Source organism: Chryseobacterium sp., assembly GCF_022869225.1.
In the GTDB taxonomy this organism is placed as follows: Bacteria; Bacteroidota; Bacteroidia; order Flavobacteriales; family Weeksellaceae; genus Chryseobacterium.
In genome coordinates this window covers 3,084,678-3,104,670 of the sequence record NZ_JALIHL010000001.1, presented here as the reverse complement: position 1 = coordinate 3,104,670, position 19,993 = coordinate 3,084,678, and the positions used below count along the sequence as shown (strand labels likewise).

21 protein-coding genes are annotated in these 19,993 nt (G+C 34.6%); 11 read left to right on the top strand and 10 right to left on the bottom strand.

All coding sequences use genetic code 11. The features are described 5' to 3' along the window. Positions 1–93: 93 nt before the first annotated feature. The gene (locus MUW56_RS14525; RefSeq protein ID WP_292013853.1) at positions 94–1,848 is read right to left on the bottom strand and encodes an alkaline phosphatase D family protein; all 1,755 of its coding nucleotides are present in this window, start codon (positions 1,846–1,848) and stop codon (positions 94–96) included. Between the two features lie 282 nt (positions 1,849–2,130). Between MUW56_RS14525 and MUW56_RS14520 the strand changes: the two genes are divergently transcribed. The 11 genes from MUW56_RS14520 (at position 2,131) to MUW56_RS14470 (ending at position 10,755) form a co-directional block, all read left to right on the top strand. Next, the gene (locus tag MUW56_RS14520) at positions 2,131–3,120 is read left to right on the top strand and encodes a hypothetical protein (protein WP_292013852.1); all 990 of its coding nucleotides are present in this window, start codon (positions 2,131–2,133) and stop codon (positions 3,118–3,120) included. A 28-nt stretch (positions 3,121–3,148) separates the two neighbouring features. Next, the gene (locus MUW56_RS14515; protein ID WP_292013851.1) at positions 3,149–3,373 is read left to right on the top strand and encodes a hypothetical protein; all 225 of its coding nucleotides are present in this window, start codon (positions 3,149–3,151) and stop codon (positions 3,371–3,373) included. A gap of 80 nt (positions 3,374–3,453) precedes the next feature. Continuing rightward, positions 3,454–4,392 (top strand): grasp-with-spasm system ATP-grasp peptide maturase, encoded by a 939-nt coding sequence (gene gwsG / locus MUW56_RS14510; RefSeq protein ID WP_292013850.1) that lies wholly within the window; start codon positions 3,454–3,456, stop codon positions 4,390–4,392. 174 nt (positions 4,393–4,566) lie between these two features. After that, complete coding sequence (gwsS, locus tag MUW56_RS14505) at positions 4,567–5,658, top strand: grasp-with-spasm system SPASM domain peptide maturase (RefSeq protein WP_292013849.1); 1,092 nt, start codon at positions 4,567–4,569, stop codon at positions 5,656–5,658. 348 nt (positions 5,659–6,006) lie between these two features. Beyond that, positions 6,007–6,717, top strand: a complete 711-nt coding sequence (locus MUW56_RS14500; RefSeq protein ID WP_292013848.1) for a hypothetical protein — start codon at positions 6,007–6,009, stop codon at positions 6,715–6,717. Positions 6,718–6,812: 95 nt separating this feature from the next. Further along, on the top strand, positions 6,813–7,484 hold the full coding sequence (locus MUW56_RS14495; RefSeq protein WP_292013847.1) for a hypothetical protein: 672 nt from the start codon (positions 6,813–6,815) through the stop codon (positions 7,482–7,484). A 76-nt stretch (positions 7,485–7,560) separates the two neighbouring features. Then, a complete protein-coding gene (locus tag MUW56_RS14490; RefSeq protein ID WP_292013846.1) occupies positions 7,561–8,265 on the top strand; it encodes a hypothetical protein in 705 nt (234 codons plus the stop codon). Positions 8,266–8,313: 48 nt separating this feature from the next. Further along, complete coding sequence (locus MUW56_RS14485; protein WP_292013845.1) at positions 8,314–9,024, top strand: hypothetical protein; 711 nt, start codon at positions 8,314–8,316, stop codon at positions 9,022–9,024. A gap of 223 nt (positions 9,025–9,247) precedes the next feature. Then, positions 9,248–9,397 carry a hypothetical protein gene (locus tag MUW56_RS14480; protein WP_292013844.1) on the top strand — a complete coding sequence of 50 codons (150 nt, stop codon included), beginning with the start codon at positions 9,248–9,250 and terminating at the stop codon, positions 9,395–9,397. 318 nt (positions 9,398–9,715) lie between these two features. Further along, entirely contained in the window at positions 9,716–10,003 is a 288-nt protein-coding gene (locus tag MUW56_RS14475; protein WP_292013843.1) for a hypothetical protein, read from the top strand. 5 nt (positions 10,004–10,008) lie between these two features. Then, the gene (locus MUW56_RS14470; protein ID WP_292013842.1) at positions 10,009–10,755 is read left to right on the top strand and encodes a GLPGLI family protein; all 747 of its coding nucleotides are present in this window, start codon (positions 10,009–10,011) and stop codon (positions 10,753–10,755) included. A 561-nt stretch (positions 10,756–11,316) separates the two neighbouring features. Here the strand turns inward: MUW56_RS14470 and MUW56_RS14465 are convergent. The 9 genes from MUW56_RS14465 to MUW56_RS14425 form a co-directional block, all read right to left on the bottom strand. Continuing rightward, positions 11,317–11,763 carry a RadC family protein gene (locus MUW56_RS14465; RefSeq protein ID WP_292013841.1) on the bottom strand — a complete coding sequence of 149 codons (447 nt, stop codon included), beginning with the start codon at positions 11,761–11,763 and terminating at the stop codon, positions 11,317–11,319. A gap of 65 nt (positions 11,764–11,828) precedes the next feature. Further along, positions 11,829–13,475, bottom strand: coding sequence for an AMP-binding protein (locus tag MUW56_RS14460; RefSeq protein ID WP_292013840.1), 1,647 nt, complete (start codon positions 13,473–13,475; stop codon positions 11,829–11,831). Between the two features lie 67 nt (positions 13,476–13,542). After that, the gene (locus MUW56_RS14455; protein ID WP_292013839.1) at positions 13,543–14,199 is read right to left on the bottom strand and encodes a hypothetical protein; all 657 of its coding nucleotides are present in this window, start codon (positions 14,197–14,199) and stop codon (positions 13,543–13,545) included. Between the two features lie 40 nt (positions 14,200–14,239). Beyond that, a complete protein-coding gene (locus MUW56_RS14450; protein ID WP_292013838.1) occupies positions 14,240–15,442 on the bottom strand; it encodes an acetyl-CoA carboxylase biotin carboxylase subunit family protein in 1,203 nt (400 codons plus the stop codon). Between the two features lie 13 nt (positions 15,443–15,455). Further along, complete coding sequence (locus MUW56_RS14445; protein ID WP_292013837.1) at positions 15,456–16,565, bottom strand: ABC transporter permease; 1,110 nt, start codon at positions 16,563–16,565, stop codon at positions 15,456–15,458. Further along, a complete protein-coding gene (locus tag MUW56_RS14440; RefSeq protein WP_292013836.1) occupies positions 16,562–17,500 on the bottom strand; it encodes an ABC transporter ATP-binding protein in 939 nt (312 codons plus the stop codon). Before MUW56_RS14440 ends, MUW56_RS14445 begins: the two co-directional genes overlap by 4 nt. Beyond that, positions 17,501–18,547: a DUF4872 domain-containing protein gene (locus MUW56_RS14435; protein ID WP_292013835.1), complete on the bottom strand. Its 1,047-nt coding sequence runs from the start codon at positions 18,545–18,547 to the stop codon at positions 17,501–17,503. Beyond that, complete coding sequence (locus tag MUW56_RS14430; RefSeq protein WP_292013834.1) at positions 18,548–19,528, bottom strand: hypothetical protein; 981 nt, start codon at positions 19,526–19,528, stop codon at positions 18,548–18,550. Beyond that, entirely contained in the window at positions 19,509–19,991 is a 483-nt protein-coding gene (locus MUW56_RS14425; protein WP_292013833.1) for a thioesterase family protein, read from the bottom strand. The genes MUW56_RS14430 and MUW56_RS14425 overlap by 20 nt, the downstream gene beginning before the upstream one ends. Positions 19,992–19,993 lie beyond the last annotated feature (2 nt).

Below are 19,993 nucleotides of genomic sequence, written 5' to 3'. Positions count from 1 at the left end.
CATATAGAAAAGAGCTGCAGTGGCATGCTGCAGCTCTTTTAATACAAAATTGAAAATAAGATAAGTCTACTAAAACTATGAATAAAAATAAAATTATATGATTGTATATGTTTTCTCTGTAACCGTATGATAAGTGTCGGAAATTACATTGTCTACAAACCTCCATTCTGCCTGGGAACTTCCTGAGGTAAATGTTACATGCAGGTATCCCCTTTTATACAGATTGGCATATTCCAGATCATCAATCAGTACTGAAAATGCCTGGGCCAACTCTATTGCTTTTGCAGGATCTGCGGTTATTCCCAGGTAACCTTCAAGTCCAGGAGATGAAACTGAACTGCAGGCCAGTTCCGTCCCTACAGAATTCCCTTGGGCATCGGTAAGTTTTCCCAGCCATGCATTGTGGGTATCACCAGCCAGGACAATTACTTTTTTTCCGGCAAGAACAGAATACAGCTGCTCTCTTTCCATAAAATATCCATCCCAGGCATCCAGATTATATGGCAATGTAGCTGTAAGTCTTGCTATTTCCTGCGGAGTAAGGGTGGGATCCTGTTGTTTTTGTCTCATTTTAAGGACGACCAATTGAGAAATGGTATTCTGCAAAGTCAGCATGGTAGCCGGTTGTGCACTTCCATATATCTTTATTTCTGCCAGAATCTGATTCAGGACCATCAGCAATTCGGCAGGGACCATCATTTTGGTCATTAAGATCTGCTGTCCCAATACTTTCCACTTTGCGGTATCGGCATTGATCCGGGAGCTCAGCCATGACATCTGCTCGCTTCCGATCAGCTTTCTGCTGGGGCTTAAAAAGTCTGTTTTAAACTGAGCCTGGTTAAAGTTTCCTGCATTATCCAGATAGTCTGAGTACTCCATCTGCTTATCTCTTGCGATCACCCGGGTATCCATCATGTAAAGGGAAACAATATTTCCGAAGTTGAAACTTCTGTAAATTCTCAGGTCTTTCCCTGTTTTAAGTGGGATATATTCACTGTAAGCCTGGAATGCGGCCATTTTTCTTGCCTGGAAGTCTCCTTCGTCAGGCTGATGATTTTCAGCTCCGGATTTATAGGTATCATTGGCAAATTCGTGATCATCCCATACACAGATAAATGGTTTTTTCTGATGAAGAAGCTGAAGATTTTTATCTCCTCTGTATTGTCTGTATCTTTCCCGGTAGTCATTCAGCGTCAGGATTTCCTTAGCTGGTTGATGTGCCCGCCCAAGCTGGTTGGTATAGGGATTGGTTCCGTATTGTCCGGGGGCATATTCGTAGATATAATCTCCAAGATGTACTACAACATCGGCTTCAGAGCCGGCAATTGCTCCATATACATTAAAAAGTCCGGCAGGAAAATTAGAACAGGATACTACAGCCATTTTCACTTCATTTACAGTATCTGTTTTTGAAGGCAATGTGCGCGTTTCACCAACGACACTGGTTTCTTTGGTCTTTATGTTATAAAATCTGTAATAGTATTTTGTATGGGACGGGATATCCTGCACATCTACTGCAATGGTAAAATCGTTGACCTGTGTTGCGCTGGCCTTTCCTCTCCTTACCACTTCTGAAAAATTACTGTTTCTGCTTATTTCCCAGGTAATCTCAGCATCCATACCTACAGAATATCTTGTCCAGATGATGACTCCGGTTGCGGTAGGATCGAAACTCGCTACTCCGGATTCAAATCCGGCATTTTTAAGACCGCCCGGTGCATTTTCATCACTATGGGTAAAATCATCCTTACAGCTTTCAATTAAAGGAGCAATAAAAATACCTCCTGCTGCCATTAATGAATTTTTAAGAAACCTCCTTCTGTTCAGTTGGCTGTTGTTTTCCATCATTCCTTTTTTTGCAAAGCAACGTTATCTTCGGAAGAAGGCTGTTAACTTAATTTTAATTATTCTTTATGGTTTTTTTAAACATATGTTTAACATAATATCTTAAACAATTCTTAAGATCTGAAACCGTTTCTCATTTAAAAAGCGGCTATCGTAACATAGCAGTCACTCATTCAAATCTTATCAGACCGTTAATAAAAAAAATTCTAAAAAAATATTCAATTATATCCTTTTTTTAATATTTAATTATAAATTAGCAATGAAAATGAAAGAAAGATAAGCGATATGAAGTTTTCTAAAGGATTTATTACCTTTCTGACAGTAGCGGCGGTCTCTTGTGGAAGCAACAGAATGATGAATCTTCCGCAGGAACTCCCGGGTAAAGAGGCTCATCGTATTCACTTTTCTAAAAATGAAAACGGTTATATTCACTTTTCCAAGGAAGTCAACTATATCCCTTACTATCTGGAGGTATATCAGGCTGACAGCTTAAGCATCATAGGCAAAAACCAGGAAGCTTTTGAAAAGTTAGACAAGCTGTTTAAAGTGTATGAACCTTTGAATCAGATCAATTATGAGGAGTATAAAAATTATCTTACGCTCTCTTATCTGACTGATCATAAATCGAGTCTTAAAGAAAATACTCTTTTCTTTATTAAAAGATTTGGCTATCCTTATAATCGTTCAAGAAATGACAGTATTATGGGGCTGATTTTTAAGGAAAACGAGATCGATGAGAACCTTGTGGCCCTAGAAAACAATAAGCTTTTAAAGAAAATAAATACGGGATTAAGAGATACGCTGGCAGATATTTATAAAAAGGATCAATATTACCGGATGAATATAAGCGATCCTGTAAAAATGGACTCCATAGATCAGGTGAATGAAAAAATACTGGTCAGAATTTTTAAAAAATATGGGGTTCCTGATGAGAAACTGATCGGAACTTTTTATATGAATAGTGGAGACAGCAGCTATGCCAATAGTTTTTATATTCCATTATTGCACACTAAGGATTCTATACGGCTTCACTACTTCATTCCCATACTGAAAAAGGCTGTGGCAGAAGGAAAGTTCAGTCCAACCTCTTATGCCAATATGATAGACCAGTATTATCTGTACGGCAATAAGAAACAAATGTACGGAAGCTATTTAAACCGTGATTACACCATAGCTCCCGTACAGAATGAAAAGCAACTTGATTCTTTACGTAAATCAATAGGCTTACCGAGTGTAAGCAATTATTTATGGAAGAATAAAGCATATTTTAAATAAAAACATAATAACCTAAAAACTTTTTTCTATGAAAAAATTACAATCAATCTCTAAGTTTGAGAGCAACATTATTTCAAAAAACACCCAATCATTAATCAATGGCGGCAGCCAAACTCTTCAGCCGCAGGAGAACATCACTTGTGTAAGTTCTCAGGGTTCTGATACACAAACGGTAACTTATGATGATAACCGTACTGTGGTTTCTACCGGACCTATTATTGTCTGGAAAGGCATGTCAAATGACCTGGGATAATTAAGAAACAGATATTAATTGTATCTACACTATGTAATTGAAGAGCATTCTGGAATGCTCTTCTCTTTTTATTGATCACTATGATATTAATTTTTTCTGAGGAAACAGATACCTCTACAAACGATGTCGTCAACTGGTTCAGACATTTAAACACAGATTTTGTAATTATCAACAATCTTTTCCCTGCAAATATCAACTGGATAAAGGATGATATGACTATCGAACAGGATAATCGGATCATCAGATTATCAGAAGTAAAAGCCGTACTTTACAGAAGAGGAAATATGAACTTTGTTCCTGAAAAAGTGGATTTTGCGCCCCTACAATCCCTAATACAGAAGGAATTCGTTAATCTTTCGGAAATATTTAATTATGAGATTTCCTTAAAAAGAAATATCAACAGTTTTAATAATTCAACGGTCAACAAATATATTGTAAGCGATATCGCGGGCAAAGTAAAATTGCGGGTTCCAAAGGATTATATTATTACCTCGGCTGAAGAGCTGCAAAAGATCATGGCTACCACGCCCAGGCTTATTACAAAGACACTTTCAGGGTCTTCCATTGTGGGGCTGGATGACACCAAATTCGGTGTGGTCTATACAAAACTCATCACCCGGAAGATGTTGAAAAATATTGAAATCTTTCAGCCCACCTATTTCCAGGAATATATTGAAAAAAGATATGAACTCAGGATTTTTTATCTGGGAGGAAAATTCTGGACAATGGCTATATTTTCTCAAAATGACAAGAAAACAGCCGTGGATTTCAGAAACTATAATTTTGAAAAGCCTAACAGAACAGTTCCTTTTACCCTACCAAAAGATATTGAAGAAAAACTGACCACCTTAATGAAAACCCTGCAGCTCAATTGCGGCTCTATCGATATGATCGTTTCTAAAGAGATGCAATATTACTTTTTAGAAGTCAACCCGATCGGCCAGTTCGGGATGGTATCCCAGCCCTGCAATTATAATTTAGAAAAGGAAATAGCCCATTACCTCAACCATGAAGAATAAAGATTTTTTTAAAATTATTGATGAAAATAAAGAAAAACTGCCATTGAGCATTAACCATATTGTTCTAAAGGACAGGCGAAAAGAAAAGATCATATCCAAAAAGATAAGTTCCAGCAGGATGCATAAAACCAATACATACGATGTAGTACCCTTTTATAAATCTATTATTTTATTATGAATTATTTTAAAATGTTCTCCAACTGTATCCTGGCCAAAGGGCATAACCGATCGGTTATTTCCGATTTGCAGAGACAGGTATCCGAGACCATTCCCAACGACTTATACGAAATCATTGAATCACTGAATGCTAAAAAAAGCATCAGTGAAATCTATGAGGAATATGGGATAGAAAATCAGGAGATCATCGCTGAATATCTGGAATTCCTTACGGAAAAAGAATTTGGATTTCCCTGTACTGAAGAAGAATATGATTGGTTTCCCGCGCTCAATAAAACATTTAATTATCCCTCGGAAATAAGCAATACCATTATAGAACTAAAGCCGGAGAATATCAATACCTTAGATTTTCTGATTCGGCAGTTATCGGATTTACAATGTGAAAATATAGTCCTGGTATTCTATGAAAGGATTAGTGAACAGGAATTCAGTACCATTGCAGCCTCTTTGCAGACCTATCCTATCAGATCGTTAGAGGTGGTTTGCCCTTATTCCGTTATGGTAGATCAGCTCTTCCTTAAAAATCTTAATACCGTCATACCATTGACGAGAATTACATTTTTTGGAGCGGATCATGATATGGTTAATTACTGGGATGAAGAGGTCTTCTTTGACCGGGTGTATACGACAAAAAAAATCACTTCTTTTAAATATTGTGGAGTCGTTGATTCCAGGTATTTCAACACCAATCTTCCCAAAGTACTGGAGGCCGTTAATCATAATTCCTGCCTCCATAAAAAAATAGCCATTGATGCAGAAGGTCATATTAAAAACTGCCCTGCCATGCCCCAAAGCTTTGGTAATATAAAAGATACAAGCCTGAAAGATGCATTGCAGCGTAAAGATTTTAAGCAGTACTGGGATCTTACTAAAGATCATATGGATACCTGTAAAGATTGTGAATTTCGGTATATCTGCACCGATTGCAGAGCGTATACAGAGCGTACACAAACCAATCACCGGGGGCTTGATATTTCCAAGCCATTGAAATGCGGGTATAACCCTTACACGGGCGAATGGGAAGAATGGAGTACAAATCCGCTAAAACAAGAGGCAATACGGTTCTACCAAATGCAAAATCTTGTATAAAAACTCATATTTGAGTACTTATTTAACAATAACAGGGGTAAAAACCATTTTACCCCTTAATTTTTCAATGTAAATTTTTCGTAACATAACCGTTTCTTAGAAAAAAATAAATCAAATAAAGTGAAAATCAGAACGAACTTACAATCTATTGAAAGCAAGAAATTTAGACCTGCCTATTGCATTGTATCTCAAATTTTTCTAATCCTGAACAGGTACGAATCAATAAAAAAAATTATGTTAAATTGAAAATAAAAACTTATAAAATCAAAACAAAACACAATACAATTAAAAAATATTTAATACATTCGCATCAGAACTAAAAAACTTTTAATCAAAATCAAATTACTCATGAAAAAAACCATGTTATTGCTTGGGTGGCTTTCCCTGGCGTTATTACCTAATCTTGCATGTTCAAATTTAGATTCCAATGACAATGTTGTAGAAAACAGTAATTTTACAGCACAACATACCGGCAACACCGCGGTTACCAACAAAATAGACCTTGACCCGGCTATTATAGTCAAAGCCTCCAATACCATCAGAGATGAGGTAAAAAGCGATCCCAAATTGATAGAAAGGCTGAGAAATCCTCCTATCGTGAACGGACAGGCTCAATATGTGAATCAGACTATTTTGGATCGTTTCCTTGATGTTGCGAATCTTAACCAGTACAGTTCTCAGATCACAGTGGATTTCGTCAATAAAATGATCGCCGAAAGTGTGGAGATGTATAAAGTAGGCGCTGATAACTATATTCAGAATTCAAAACTTCTTTCCGCGGGCTATAAGGATTATTATCAAAGGTTAATTAATGAAGATGTAACGGTAGATGATTTCAAAAACGAGGCTCAGTTTATGAGCTTATCAGCACTTGAGCAGGATAATCTTGTCTATGCCGACAGCCTTATCACTTATCTTAACACTTCAAGACTTGTCAAGTACTGGGAAGTGGGTGTTATTGCAGGAATGAGTATAGGAACAATGATTGGAGGCTACCCGATCGGAACTCTTGTTGGAGGAATTGTAGGCGGGCTTATCGGATCTTGTTTTGACAAATAACAACTTTGGTCTTAGTACTATTCATTATCTGAAGCATCCTGTCTCAAACAGATGCTCAATGCCAATGAAATAACAGCTTAAAATCTAATTCACCATTGAATTTTATAAAAAAACAGAGGGTAACAGGACTCTTTTTAATAGTATTGATCTTCCTTTTTTCTTGTAAAAAGGGAGGTCAGTCCTATTACAGCGGTATTCATTTTCAAAAGGATAAGGTGTATATATTTTACAGGGAAACCAAATCCAAGGCCGGAGAAATTGCAAGATCCTATAATAAAAGTAATTGCAGCTATTCTCATGTGGCCGTTGGAGGATTCCTTAATGGTAAAATGACCTTATTTCATATCCTGTATGATGAGAAGAAACAGAAAAATAAAAAAACAGAGCTTATAGTTCAGGATATTGATGATTTTTATAATCCTGAAGATGAGGATGTAAAATCAGGAGCCATCCTCCAGGTGAACGAAATCACGGCAAAAGATTTTGCTCACTTCAAAAATATAGTAACGAAGCTGTCTGCCCAAAAACTGAAATTTGACACTCATTTTGATCTGAACAATGACAACCAATATTATTGTTCTGAACTGGTCACCCATGTACTGGAATCTGTAAACGGGAAATACACTATAAAACCTTCTGCAAAAAAGATCACCGGTTTGGATGCTGCTATTTTAGGTAAAGATACATTGGTCTATTATCCGGTAGACCAATTCCTGAACGACCACCGTTTTACGCCTCTAAAAAGATGGCAAAGCATTAAGAACTAAAATGAGAGCTTTTATCTTTTAACAATCAAAATATCCTTATAAAAAAACTAACCTTAATTTAAATTAACAACTAACCATGAAAAAAACAATTTATATGCTTGGATGCCTATCCATAGTATTAATGCCTAACATCGCATGCTCTAATCTGGATTCCAATGATAATGCAGTGGAAACCACAAGCATGGCCACGCAAAGCGGAAGTTCAAATTTTTCAACCGGCAAAGACATCGTGGATCCGGCTGTAATGGTTAAAGCCAGCAGCATTATCAGAGATGAAGTAAAGAGTGATCTTCAATTGGTAGAAAGGTTCAGAAATCCTCCTATCGTAAACGGAAAGGCTCAGTATGTGGATAAAGCGATTTTAGACCACATGATCACAGCCGCTAATCTTACACAATACAGCTCTCAGATCACAGTAGATATGGTGAATAGAATGGTAGCCGAAAGTATCGAGATGCAAAAAGTGGGATTTGACAAATATATGAGCAATTCTAAACTCCTTTCACCGGTAATGAAGGACTATGTAAACAGATTGGCCTATGATGATGTGACTATACAGGACTTTCAGGCGGAAAGCAATTTCATCAACTTATCGGATAACGAGCAGAATATCCTGGCGAATATGGACAATTTCAACACTTATTATAACAGCTCAAGACTGATCTTCACAGGTTTCGGCGCAGGATTCGGGATGATCATCGGAGGAATGCTTTTCGGAATGCCGGGAATGATCATCGGAGGAATTGTAGGAGGAATTGTAGGATCCATTTTTGACAAATAATACTTTAAATATACCTTCATTTAAAACAAATAATTTAAATAACTAACCATGAAAAAAACAATCTATATGCTTGGATGTTTATCCATAGTATTGTTACCTAACATTGCATGTTCAAATTTAGACTCTAATGAAAGCACGCCTGCCCAGGTGGAGACTGCCAGTCTTCTGCAGCCTGGCAGCGGTAATGTCTCAACGGGTAAATTCACTGTAGATCCGGCGTTAATTACCAAGGCAGGAAGCATTATGAGGGATGAAATAAAAAACAATGCCCAACTCGCTGCGAGATTAAGAAAACCACCTATCGTCAATGGCCAGGCGCAATATGTTGACCAGGCGATTTTAGATCACCTGATCTCAATTACCAACCTAAGCCAGTACAGCTCCCAGATCACAGTGGATATGGTGAATAGAATGATTGCCGAAAGCGTTGAGATGGAAAAAGTAGGGTATGAAAGCTATATTAAAAACACGAAATATATTTCTACCAATATGAAAGACTATTTTAACAGATTGGCATACGATGATGTAACAGCTGCTGATTTCCAGACGGAAGCCAACTTTATTAATCTATCGGACAATGAACAATCTGTTCTTTACAATATGGATAGTTTAGTTACTTACTCAAATACTTCTAAACTTATAGGAGGCGGCTTCGGAATGCTGTTCGGTGCAGGAATAGGAGGTATGATATTTGGTCCGGCAGGCTTCATAGTAGGTGCTGTCATCGGATTTGCTTTTGGATCGCTTATCGATAAATAAAGAATATAATTATTTTTTTATCAGCATTGAACCTTGCTCAGGCAGGCGGCAACAATGATTATAAAAGTAATTATTTTTAAATGTGTGATATGAATGGTGGCCTTTCCTTTGTGGGAAGGCCGTTTTATATAGAATCAATGATATAGTAAAAGGTGTATAAAATGATTAAAAAAACTGTTTTGGTGATATTCCTTTAATGATTGGATATTATTTTTACCATCCCATGGTTATCCAACTAAAAGAAACGGAAAGTCTGCCATCTATTGATTTTAAACCGGTTTTTGAAAGTGAAATTTCTTTAGAAACCCATAATTTAGGCCTTCAAAACAGCAATCCCGGCTGGATCTCTCCTATTAAAACAATATGTTCGTAAACCTTGTAACCCGATTTGACCGCTATAATCTACCTATTTTAATCATCAGATAACTCTATTTTGAAAAAGAACAGTTTTGATTATAAAAAATGGCAGCAGATTAAGTGAAACAATCATTAAAATAGCAATACAAATTAATTCAAAATTTCAATTTCCATTAAAATCAAAAAAAATAAAATAGTATTTCAATGTAAAGTATTCATCATTATAGATTATTTTTAGTAAACATATATTCACATGACTGTGAATAAAAAAATATTTGTATCCTTGTAAAGACTGCAATCACAAACAGTTATAAATATTGAAACATTCCCAATCATGAAAAAAGTGATTTTAATAGCAGCTTTCGGAGCTGCCGGATTTGTTGGTGCAAAACCCACTGACGTAAAAATTGTAAAAAAAGCTCAAGTAGTATTCCAATTATGTGGAGTAATGGTAACTTATTTTGACTCACAGGGAAGACCATATGATCAAAAATGGTTTACATCTGATCAATCTTCTCTAAGCGCCTGTCAATCATATCAAGATGGAGTTATAGCAAATTTAAAGAGTCAAGGATTTAGAGTTGAAAAGGCTGCAACCGGAGCCAGTACAGATTTAAACTAATTCGTATGAAAAATTACTTTCTTTTTATCGTTTTATTAACAGGAAACGTATTAGCACAAAAACAAATACATATACAATATCTAAATGTCAGATCTGCAATAGCAAATGTTCACGAAGACCTGTATACTGATGGTACAAATGTAATTTCTAAACAGGATGGAAATATTATATATACCAATCCCGAATATAATACAAAAAAGAAAGGAAAAGACTATTTCTTTATTTCAAATATTGACAGCAATACAAAAGTCTTCAAAGATTTTCTATTTACGGAAAGTATTGGATATTCTTCGGAAAATAATTATTTCGTTCATGATAAAGTTCCAAAAATAGACTGGGTAATAGATGAAAATTCTACTAGAACTATCCTAGGATATAATTGTACAAAAGCCACAGCAAAATTTAGAGGGTCAGATATTACAGCTTATTTCACAAAAAAAATTCCATATCCTATAGGTCCTTTTAAATTTTATGGCTTACCTGGAGCAATACTTGATGTAAGAGTTGATAGGCAGGATTATGATTTGTGGAAAGCCATTAAAGTTGAAACTGACTATAAAGCTAAGGTTGATTATCAACCACAATTTCCTGATCTTGAAAAATTACAAATGAAAAGACTTATTGAATTGAAGGATAAAGATCGTGAAAGATTTTCAAGCAAAGTATCAGTCCCTGGAAGTACCGGTAAAAGCGCAGCTAAAAGATTTGGAGTCGAAAAAATATTTGAATGGGAAAACGAGCCCGAAAAATAAAATAACTCATCATTACCCTTTACTACCTTTATTCTTTACTAAAAAGAATGATTTTGGAAAGAAATCCCCAGAATCTTTTCTTAAACCTGACAACCCCGATTTAATCACTGAAAAACAATTTAGTATACACAATCTTTTTTATTCTCAATTTTCTTTTATTTTCTGCGCAAAAAAATAAAGCTGCTATGGAAATAATTATGAAACAAAATTAATTTCTGATAGCTTGGACCGAGATATTTAGCTCAACAATTCCCTAGTCAACCCTAAAAATGAAAATTATGATTCTCACCTTTTTTGGAATTACTTGATTGATAATGTTCATCGATATCTAATTTTTGCTTAAGAAACCGGCTCTTTAACTTTACAACATTTTGATATGCAGCATAGTTGCAGTCAAAAAATAAAAAAAGCACCTACATTTCTGTAAGTGCTTGATTTGAAATGTGGTCCCACCTGGGCTCGAACCAGGGACATATTTCATCTTGATATTTAATAACTTAAAATACTTATCTTAATCAAGGTATGCCTAAAAGTATGCCTTTGGTGCTATATATAAATAATCTACAACAATCCTTCATCATTAAAACTTGTATAATTCTCTTTAGTAATGATGATGCTATCAAGAAGAGCTATATCAAGTAGCTTACAAGCTGTATTAAGCTTCTTTACTATAGCTAAATCTGCATTACTTGGATTAAGATTGCCACCTGGGTGGTTATGTACTAATATTAATCCAGTTGCTAAACATTTCAAGGCTACTGATAAAATCAGTCTAATATCTACTAAGCTACTTGTAATACCTCCTTTAGATAGGCTATAGAAGCCAATGACAGTATTTGAAGAGTTTACGAAGAGTATTTTTACCTCTTCTTGCATTTCTATTATCCTTTTATCCCAGATTGTTCTAATAACTTCTATTACATTAGTACTCATGGTGAGCTTAGTTTGAGATATTTTGAAGGGGTGGTATGTTACCTGTATCTCTGATACTATTGTTTCTGTATTCATTTTTTTTGGAGTATGTGAGGAAGCTTATTTCACATTTTTTGTTACCCCAAAATCATAAAAATTGATTAGATTTCACTATTGATTTCAGAAATAACAGGAAGTCTGTCTAGTGCAATTTTATCATTTAAATTCAATGGAAAATTTTTAATAAAAATAAATTCTATGTTTATATAAACAGCAGATAATAGGTTATTTAATAATAGTAAAAGTTCTTTCTTCAGCTGATCAGTTTTATTCTGGTTTACCAAATAACTGTCATCGTCAGGAACAATGTAAGTAGTGAGTAAATGGGTATCATCTGTCTTTTTTTGAATAGTCGTAAATGATGAAAGGATGCTATCATGAGTGCCAATAATATTTTCTATGTCGGTCAATAAAACGGTAAACTCTCCTACTACAAGCTTCCTTTCCAAACGTCCCAGGCATTCCAGTTCTCCCCGGCTATTCCAACGTCCTAAATCTCCGGATTTATACATTTGTTTTCCTTCAAAAAATGGATCAGGGATAAATCTTTCTACATTCATCTTGGGATTATCCATATATTCTTTTGCAAGACCACTTCCTGCGATATAGATTTCTCCGACCTCATCTCCATCAACTGGCATTAACAAATTATTTAGCAAATATATACGCGAATTACTAATGGGGTTACCAACAGGGATCAACCCTGTCGTATTATTATTTTTATCAAATTCATAGATCATACAGCCTACAGTAGCTTCGGTAGGACCATATTCATTATATATTTTAATTTTTTCACCAAATAGCCGGGTAATTTTATGACATAATTTTGCACTTAAATCTTCTCCTCCTAAGATAAAAGCTTTTACCCTGCTATGAATATATTGCTGTTGAGAAGCTGCAGAAGCTGCAACTGAAAGTAATTGTGAGGGAGTTAATTTGATGATATCTACTTTATTTTCTTTAATAGCCTGTAAAACGGGCGTTTCTTCTTCATCGCCTGTATATACAACAATGGATCCTCCACTGATTAAAGGAACAAAAAGAGAGGTAATGGTTAAATCAAAAGAAACAGAGGTTATCAGGGGAAAATTACAGGTAACCCCGTTGCAATATTTATGCATTGCCCAAAAGCAATAATTGACCAATGATCTGTGAGAGATGGCAACCCGTTTCGGTCTGCCTGAAGTTCCTGAAGTGTACATAACGTATGCCGTACTTTCTATATTGATAGGAGCTTTGCTTTCAACACTTTTATTGATTTTATTTACCGATAATGAGGCATCAACAAGACAAACAAGTGCTCTGCGATTAAAAGAATAATTTAAAGATATTGTATTGTTGGTAAGAATCAAACCGGGATTTGTATCTGAAACCATATAATGAACGTGGGAAACTGATGATCTTATGTCAATGGGTACATAATAGTGTCCTGATCTTTGTACAGCCAGCATCGCTGCCAGTAGTTGAAATCCCGGCTCCAATAAAATAATAACAGCACTACCATCCTCAAGTTGGTAATCTTGCAATATCTGTGTGAGCCGACCGACCTCTGTTTCTAATTCTAGATAGGTATATTGTTTATCTTTTTCTACAATTGCAATATTGTGTGGAACAGATTCTACCTGCTCAAAAAACAGATCTGATAAAGTACATTGGTCAGGAAAAGAACTATATGTATTATTGTAATCTTTGAGATCTTTTTTTACAGATGTCAAATTAAGATCTTGGACTTTTTCTTGTTGCTTCATATATTAAAATCATTATTATTTGGCAAAACCTAAAAACAGACAAAGCATAAAGGATCTTTTAGTATTTTCAGGTAAATGTATTAACCTTTCTTTTGTTGTAAACATATATCATAAAACCTATGGCAACTATAGTTCCCAATACGGAAGGTAAAAACTGACTGAAGGGGTGATATTGTGGAAGAACTGTCCCCGTAAATGCTGACAATATCCCACTAAAAGCACTTATCATTTTTAGTATGTGCTCGTATATCCATAAATTTCCGTATGTGTTTGCCGGAATCAGATAACGAATAAAATCATAGGCAACCATTAATAATAAGTAGCCCACGGTACTATAAATTATGACCGGAGACCAGATAAAACCAATTGATTTTAAATAATACATAAAATAGCACATAGTTATTAATGTAGCCAAAGCAACCACAATATCAATAAGATGTAACTTATTTGATTTAGATTTTAATACCCGATAACCGGAAAATCCCAGATATGCACTTAGCATTGTAATAACCAAAAGAAATATATTTCTTCCAAACACAAAAACCCCCACCAGTCCGGTAAGGACAACTACGGCAAGAAAAGAAAGAAAGATAAGTCCGGCCTTACGATGATTCTTTCCTCCTTTTTTTGTTAAAATTGAGACTAATCCTGCTATAAGAGCTATCGATCCGGCAAAAACATGTATAATAACATTCGCTTGATGTAAAAGTGAGTAATCTTTCATTGTCAAAATACTAATTAAATAATAAAAGCTATAGTGGTTACTAAAAATAATCAAATGATTTTAATGCTTCTGTAATATACCGTGGATCAGTAAAATTTTCAAGAGATTTGATACCCTGAAATAGTTCATCTATACTGTTATAGCTCATAATAATACTACTTCTGATAGGTAGAATGGGCATCCAGGTAATTGGTTTAATATAGCTTATATGCGGATTTTGCTGCAGTTTTTCCAAAAGATCTCCTTCCGGAAGAATGTTCAGTGGAAATTGAATCGCATATTTATGTTCCTTTGTAACTAAATCTTTCCGAGTAGCATTATTGATGCAGATATGAGTAAGTTCTTTATATACATCCGCTCCTCCTGCGGCATTACATAATCTTGTAACTCCTGATATTCTCGGATTGATCTCCATAATAATCGGCTCTCCATTAATAATCAGAAATTCAAATTCAGCGGCTCCTTTTAGCTGAAGATGTTTTACTGCCTCAGACACAATAGTAATGATTTTACTTTCAATGGCTGATCCCGATTTGTAAGGTGAAATTCTAGGTCTATATGCAGGGTGTTCAATGATATTGAGTCTTGTTTCTCCTTTGTAAACCAAAGGTTGAAAAAACACTTCATTGTTCCAGGCAATTACTTCCATGCTAATTTCTGACCCGGAAAGAAAAGGTTCGGCAAATAATCCTTTTTTTATATTTTTAGTGACATATCTAACCAGTTCCTCTTTGCCATTTATTATTCTAACGCCCATACCCGTATAGCTTTTGCGTTCTTTAATAATTATCGGAAAGCTATATTCTTTTACAATGTCATGAATATCTTCAAGATTATTAATTGGTTTACCTGGTGTAACAGGAATGTTAAAATGACTGAGAATAAATTTCATCAACCATTTGTCAAATGTGCTTTCCATTGTAGCAGGTGAATTAGCTACAATATTGACAGGAATTTTGTGATTGACAATATAATCTTTTACTAAACTATCTCTAACACCTTCCGGTTCCAAAAGAGATATAGGTAAGATTCCACTGACATTTTCTTCTAACGCAATCTTAATGATCTCAAAATAAGATAAATTGCCTACTGATCGGATATCAAATTCCTCATTTAGATTTTCAAGAGGGAGCCAGTCTGTATAATTGTGTGTCTTCACAAAAATAGGATGCCACCCCAATAGCTCACACTCTTTTTTTATTTCAGAAATCCCGTCAGTTTCAATTACAAGTAATTTTTTCATGTCTAATTAATTTTTAAGATTGAGCCTCCCATTTAAAAGTTTTTATAGAAATAACACTGAAAACAATCATTAATATGAAAATGATAATATAATTTGTGCTATTACCACTAAATGCAGAGTTGTAATTAACGGCATTATGCATGGCACTTGTAAAATAAGTAAGCGGATGGAAAACTGATATATACTGTAATATTTTAGGTAATGTTTCAATCGGAATGAATACCCCACATAAAAAAGAGGCCGGAAAATTTAAAAACCTGATAATATTATTTCCGGAGTCTATACTAGGGACAATATTGGCAATTGTAATCCCAAGCAATATAAACAAAAGTCCGCAACTAACTATTAATAAACTAATTTGCAAGTAATTACCTGTGAATACATAGCCAAAAACCAACCAGGCAATAAAAATATATAAAATGGCCTGCAGCAATAACAGTATAAAATAACTGGTGATAAAGCCAATCAGAAATTCATATTTTTTAAGGGGGGTAATCTTCAGACGTTTTAAAACATCAGACTTTCGGAAATACAGTAAAGACATTGCTCCTGTAAATGATAAGCCCATAACAGAAAAAACAAGCACCCCTGGAAAAATAGATTTAAAATAGTTTATATTCCTGGATTGTACGGTTTGTGTTTTCAGATTGATTTGTGAAATAATTTTTTTGGAAGTATTATTTGTATTAAGTATAGCGATCTTAATACCCGGTTCCAGCATTTTTACCCACATCATGTTTTCTGAACTCCCATATATTTGTAATTGTTTATGTTTAGATATGGGATCAGCTACAGAATCATCTTTCAAAGCTTCAAAAGGCTTGTCAATTTTTATTCCTGCAACGATTCCACCTTTTTCAATAGCCTTAAAAAGAGCAGCTGTATCATTAAACTTTTTAACTTTTATAGCAGGATCATTGCCAAGAGTTTTTATAAACTGATTTGAAAAGTCAGACTTTAAGTCATCATAAATACCAATTGTACCAACATCAAAGCGGTTACTCACATAAAAACCAAGCATAACCATTAAAAAGGCATTAAAGAAAAAGCTGAAGAAAAGGTTGAGTTTATCCCTGAGAAAAATAACAATAAATATTCTGGATACTACAATAATATTTCTCATGCTATTTCATTTTTTTTATTCATCACCGCTGCTGTATACATCATAAAAACATCTTCGAGATTTGAAGATCTCACACTGACATCACTTATGATCCTCTGATTATGTTTAGTCCACTCAAAAAATTCATTTAAGGTCTTTCCTATATCATAGGTATAAATAAATATTTTTTCTTCTGTATATTTTATTTTAAATCTGTTATTCAGTTCTTCCAAATCTGTTTGGCTAAGCATTTCAATTCCGCTCATTATGATTGTTTTCTCATTTTCGAGCTTTTTGATCAGATTGTGTGGAGTATCATAAACTACAATTTTCTTGTTGCCAAGAATTAATATCTTATCACAGATTTCCTGTGCTTCATCCAAATAATGAGTAGTAACCAAAATCGTAACTCCCAGCTTCTTCAGATCGTTAATTATTGTCCATAATTCTCTTCTCGCAATTGGATCCAATCCTGTAGTAGGTTCATCCAAAAAAAGAATCTTGGGATCATTGAGAATGGCCAGACACAAATTAAATCTCTGATATTGTCCTCCTGATAAATGTTTTACTTTTTTGTGTGCTGCATCAGCCAGACTCACTCTTTCCAACAGTACGGAATTATTAGTTTTCACATTATAAAGTGTTTTAAAAAGAGTCAGAGTTTCATCTAACGTTATATTTCCTATGAGGCTTGTTCTTTGTAATTGAACTCCGATTTCCTGCTGAACGCTTTTATAATGTTTATCTATTGATTTGCCCAGTACAGTAATTGAGCCACTTTCTATTTTTCTCAACCCTTCAATACTTTCAATTAAGGTACTTTTACCCGCTCCATTAATCCCAGCAAGGCCGACTACTTCACCTTTGTAGATGTTAAATGAAATGTCGTCCAGAATCTGGATACCATTGTAACTCTTACTTAGGTTGGTAACTTGTATAACAATAGGTTTTTCCATTTAATTACTTATTAGTTCTTTTTCTAAAACATTAATCGCTAATTTTTCTTTCTCATTGATCTCATCGAGCAACTGGTAAAAAGAAGATTTATCTTTCCATATTTCATGGGTTCCCGGATCTTTAATCAGTATGTTCAGACACTTTTGAAATTCTATCCATAATTTACCCAGATCATAATAGATTTGTGATGATTGATAAAAACCATTGCTATCAATTCTTTCAGACGCTTCACTTAGAAAAATAGAATACTGTGTTCTGAATGCTCCTTTGGTAGCATGGCCATTGGTTACTCCCATCATAAATAATCTTGCATTATCTATTATTTCGGCATCAGTGAATATCTCTCTCCAGTTCTTTACATTACCTGTAAATCGGTCAATTGCCTGAAATCCGGATTTGTGAGCAAGATGTTTTTCTGAATATTTATACACACTGATGACTTTACGGATCGCAAGCTTCACTGACATATGGTATGGAAAGATGGTCTCCGGAAAATAAAACTCCATATGCTTGTTTGTCGGCAAAGTAGGCCCAGAACATCTGGCTTTTACAAAATCATTTATTTTCATACTTATGGGGTTAAACTGCGGGCTATCATAAAGGAATATCTGACCACTTGACAAATCATAACCATATACCACCATCATATGTGATGGAATATACTTAATAAACTCTTTTGAGGTCCGTTTCATCAAACCCTCACAATACAAAGGATCCATCATTACCGGAACAGGCATATTGCTGTCAATTAATTCGAATACTCTGGTCAGTGATTTCTCCTGATCCGAAAATTCAAATTCTTCACCATATGTACCTGTATTTGATAATAGAGAATAGAACAGCTGTGAAGAAATAAATTCAATTCTGTAGTTCTTTTCAAAGGGGTTGTAGCCATAGGCAAACTGAAGGCCCGATCCAAGACCAATAATCTGTTCAGGACCAAAATCCAATCCATTATGTCTATACATCCCGCTTAATGCAGTTACTATACAAGACCCGCCCGGCTTATGCTGATAATCGTTTATTATTACTGGAGTATGTTCCATTTATACCATTGTAAAATTGTCATTACATTCATTCTCCACTTCAATAAGTGCTTCATAATATTGTAAAAGCGTCTCCTCAGAAAGAGAATCATCATTTATGATTTCAAAAAATAATTTCCAAACCTCTATTCCTTTTAATAAACTTTCTATTATCGATCGGATATCATTCCATTCATCCATAAAATCTAATTTTTCAAGGGCTTTGGCATAATCCTGCTTAAGTTTAATTATCCCTTCTTTATTTCGCCATAAATACTGATGTTGCACAGGTAATTCATATCCTTCGACCTTTTTTTCTATACCATTTTTTAAAAATTCCAATACGGCATTCCCGGTAAGTAATGATTTGTTATTTGACCTTAAGTTCAGATTTTGTTTATCAAGGGCTGATTTGATCTTTATTTTGATAAGCTCTTCTGAAAAGGTATTTTTTGAGGGAATGATCCTAAACAAATCCGTATTCATATTACCGGTTTCACTGTACCAATGATCCATAAATTGTCTTCGCGGGATCGTCATTTGATTTTCTTCTGAAAAAACCAGAGATACCTTTATACCATCGGTCACATTATCATCATCTGAAATTTTATCAATTATGGCTAGTACAGGCCGATGAACCACTTCATAATGATCATTAACCATGTTGTTATCTGTATTTGATACAATACTCTCGGCGACTTTAACCAAGGTTTTTTTTCGATTGCCATGCCTGTACTTAAGATAGTCGAAGCTATCTTTAGAATTGGCTCTGCTTGGTATAAATAAACAATTGGCATTAACAGAGAAGTTCTCTAGAAACAAAGGGTTCAAATACGAAATCTCATTCTTTTTAATGGGAAAATAATTCTGTTTTGCCGAAATATTCAAGCCTAACCACAAAGGGCTGCAAAGTATTAGACAAATATCTGCATCCATCTCAACAGAATAATCCTTTAAAACTGTTGATATACAATATCCTATATCATTTTGACTGTTGTACATGATCAGATTTTATAAAATATTGGGGATATACTTTTTCTGCCTGTTTAATTTTGGAAAGATAAAAATCAGGCATCAATAGCTTTAATTTCAGTTCTTTGTTTGCAATCAGAAGGGAAATCTTTGCTGTAGCAAAAATTTTGGATGGGTTTTTCCTGCAACTAATCGTATTGTGCATTGTGAACAAAGCAAATTGATTGTATTCCATTACTGTGCTTACTATAAGCTCATCGTCCCATTTCACATTGTTTTTGTACATAAACTCCAACTTATGGATAGGATTATACAGATCAATTTCAAATAATTGCTTGCGAGAAATATTCAATACCTGTTCTACAAAATTAAAATTAGCCTCTTCAACCCAGGGTATAAATCTGGAATGATGAACAATTAAAAGGGAATCTATTTCACAAAATCTAGGTTTAATTAAAATTTCGTTCAATTCAAGTGTTTTAGAGATAATCATAA